This is a genomic window from Pseudoalteromonas sp. SR45-5, assembly GCF_014163565.1.
GTDB classification, from domain to species: domain Bacteria; phylum Pseudomonadota; class Gammaproteobacteria; order Enterobacterales; family Alteromonadaceae; genus Pseudoalteromonas; species Pseudoalteromonas distincta.
The window spans coordinates 1-1,929 of sequence record NZ_JACJDN010000704.1 but is presented as its reverse complement, the minus strand read 5'-3'; the positions used below and the strand labels follow the sequence as shown (position 1 = coordinate 1,929).

Annotated in this window: 3 protein-coding genes; all 3 read right to left on the bottom strand. The window is 41.2% G+C overall.

Annotated features, from left to right (window positions below):
- Window positions 1-66: 66 nt before the first annotated feature.
- Genes H5072_RS18225 through H5072_RS18215 form a run of 3 tightly spaced genes read right to left on the bottom strand, consistent with a single transcriptional unit; the run spans window position 67 to window position 1,833 of the window.
- Window positions 67-579, bottom strand: coding sequence for a CC0125/CC1285 family lipoprotein (locus tag H5072_RS18225; protein ID WP_182694357.1), 513 nt, complete (start codon window positions 577-579; stop codon window positions 67-69).
- 25 nt (window positions 580-604) lie between these two features.
- Window positions 605-1,345 (bottom strand): hypothetical protein, encoded by a 741-nt coding sequence (locus H5072_RS18220; RefSeq protein ID WP_182694356.1) that lies wholly within the window; start codon window positions 1,343-1,345, stop codon window positions 605-607.
- Window positions 1,342-1,833, bottom strand: coding sequence for an RNA polymerase sigma factor (locus tag H5072_RS18215; protein ID WP_054982238.1), 492 nt, complete (start codon window positions 1,831-1,833; stop codon window positions 1,342-1,344). The genes H5072_RS18220 and H5072_RS18215 overlap by 4 nt, the downstream gene beginning before the upstream one ends.
- Window positions 1,834-1,929: the final 96 nt, after the last annotated feature.

The following is a 1,929-nucleotide window of genomic DNA, read 5'->3' as shown; positions in this document are numbered from 1 at the left end:
ACCACGAAAAAAGCACTTAGCTAAAACAAGCTAAGTGCTTATATCAAGCGCTTTTACCAAAAAAGCTTACTTTTTCGCCTTTTTGCTTAAGTTTTCAATTAAGTCTTGGGCGCTAAAACTGTTGTCGCTTGGCTTTATCCCTTTGCCCATTTTAATATCAATTAAGGTGTGCACTTCTTTGCGTTTATCATTGTTACTTACCTGTACGCCTACGCTGCTTGTTGGGCGTGCACGAGTTTCGCAGGTTAATAAACCACAGCTTCGCTCATATTGCTGGCTTTGTGATGCACTAATAGATGACGCGGGAGCTTGCGATTTAGACTCAACAAAGGTTTCTTTGTTGGTTACAACAAACCAATCGTAGCCTTGTGCTTGTGTAAGCTCAGCCGCGCGCAATAATGCATAGTCACCGGCATCGGCTACATTATTTGATACGCTTTTAAACTCTACTCGGTATTGATCGTCGCTAATTTTTTGCTCACTGTAACCTTGTGAGCCATTATTCACGGCGCGGTAATCAGGTTTAGATGCGCAACCCGCCATAAGTAAAATACTGATAATTAAAATAGATGTTTTCATCATTCACCTCGTTTTATACACATTATTATTTATTTAACTGCCACTTTGCACTAATTGCTTGCTGCTCTTGCGCTCTATCTAGTGGTGCGCCGCTGATCATGCTGTCTATAACAGCATCTAACTCACTGTTATTAGACGCCGTTTGATATTGCGCGCCATTATTACTTTGCTGCGTGGCCGTTTGCGCTTTAATTTGCCAACCGCTTTGCGTTTTACATGCAATACTTGTTTGCGTTGTGTTGTTTGAACTTAGTGCATACTGCCTACAAAGCTCACCTTGCTGATTTTTAAAACTAAGCTGCGCGCTAAATACTGAGCCATCACTTTGCTCAAACACACCACTACTTAGCTGCGTATTAAGGGCTGAAGCTGTATTGCTGGCTACTAAGTTTTGCGCCTCACTGGGTTGTAAATAGCTCGTCATTGCAATACCAAATACCACAGCTACGCTTGCTGCTATTGCTATACTTTTATTAGCCGATTGCTTAGCCTTTTGCCAAGGCGTTAACGCCACTACATTGCTATTTAACGTGTTTTTAGTCGTTGCTGTATCAAGCTTTGCAACCGTTTTAGCTAATGAGTCACTAAGGGGGGCGTCATCAATACTTGTTGCGTGCTCTTTTACTCGCATGTCTACTTCGCTTAGCTCTGCAAGTCGCATTACTAGTTCATCATCGGTTTCAAGGGCTTTGCGCACTTGCTCCATTTCGTGCTCGCTTAGCTCTGAGTCTAAAAAGGCGCTAAGTGTTTCGTCGTTAATGTTCATACTTGCTCCTTTTTAAAGTCGGGTTTTATTAAGTTATAAAGTGTACTGCGTGCGCGCGATAATTTACTCATTACACTGCCTATAGGTATATCTAGCGTATGTGCGACTTCTTTATAGGCCATGCCCTGCACGGCCACCAGCGATACTATGGCGCGCTGCTCTTCGGGTAATTGCCCAAGTGCTGTATTTACATTTTTAAGCATTTGTTTGTTTTCGAGTGTTTGGTGTTCATTACTTGTAATTGGCTCTGGTAAAACATCGGCCTGAGCCGTATTTTGCCTTACCTTGCGTGAGCGGTATTCGTCTATCCACACATTACGGCAAATTTTAAACGCCCATTTAGCAGGCTCAACGTCATCCGGAATGCCTTTTACTAATAGTTTTTCAATTGTTATTTGCACTACATCGTCTGCATCTGCTTTACTACCCGTTAGCGAATAGGCAAAACGCCTAAGCATGGGCAATAAGGTTTTTAATGTTTCGTTCATTGATTTTTACCCCTTTTATAAAGAAGACGATTCAAAAAAACATTTATTCCCAAATAATTAAAATAATTTGAATAATGAAATATTTCTATGTGTTAA

What these genes read in the sequence shown, in the direction of transcription:
- H5072_RS18215 (WP_054982238.1), bottom strand. Translation starts at nt 1,833, where the DNA reads ATGAACGAAACATTAAAAACCTTATTGCCCATGCTTAGGCGTTTTGCC.
- H5072_RS18220 (WP_182694356.1), bottom strand. Translation starts at nt 1,345, where the DNA reads ATGAACATTAACGACGAAACACTTAGCGCCTTTTTAGACTCAGAGCTA.
- H5072_RS18225 (WP_182694357.1), bottom strand. Translation starts at nt 579, where the DNA reads ATGAAAACATCTATTTTAATTATCAGTATTTTACTTATGGCGGGTTGC.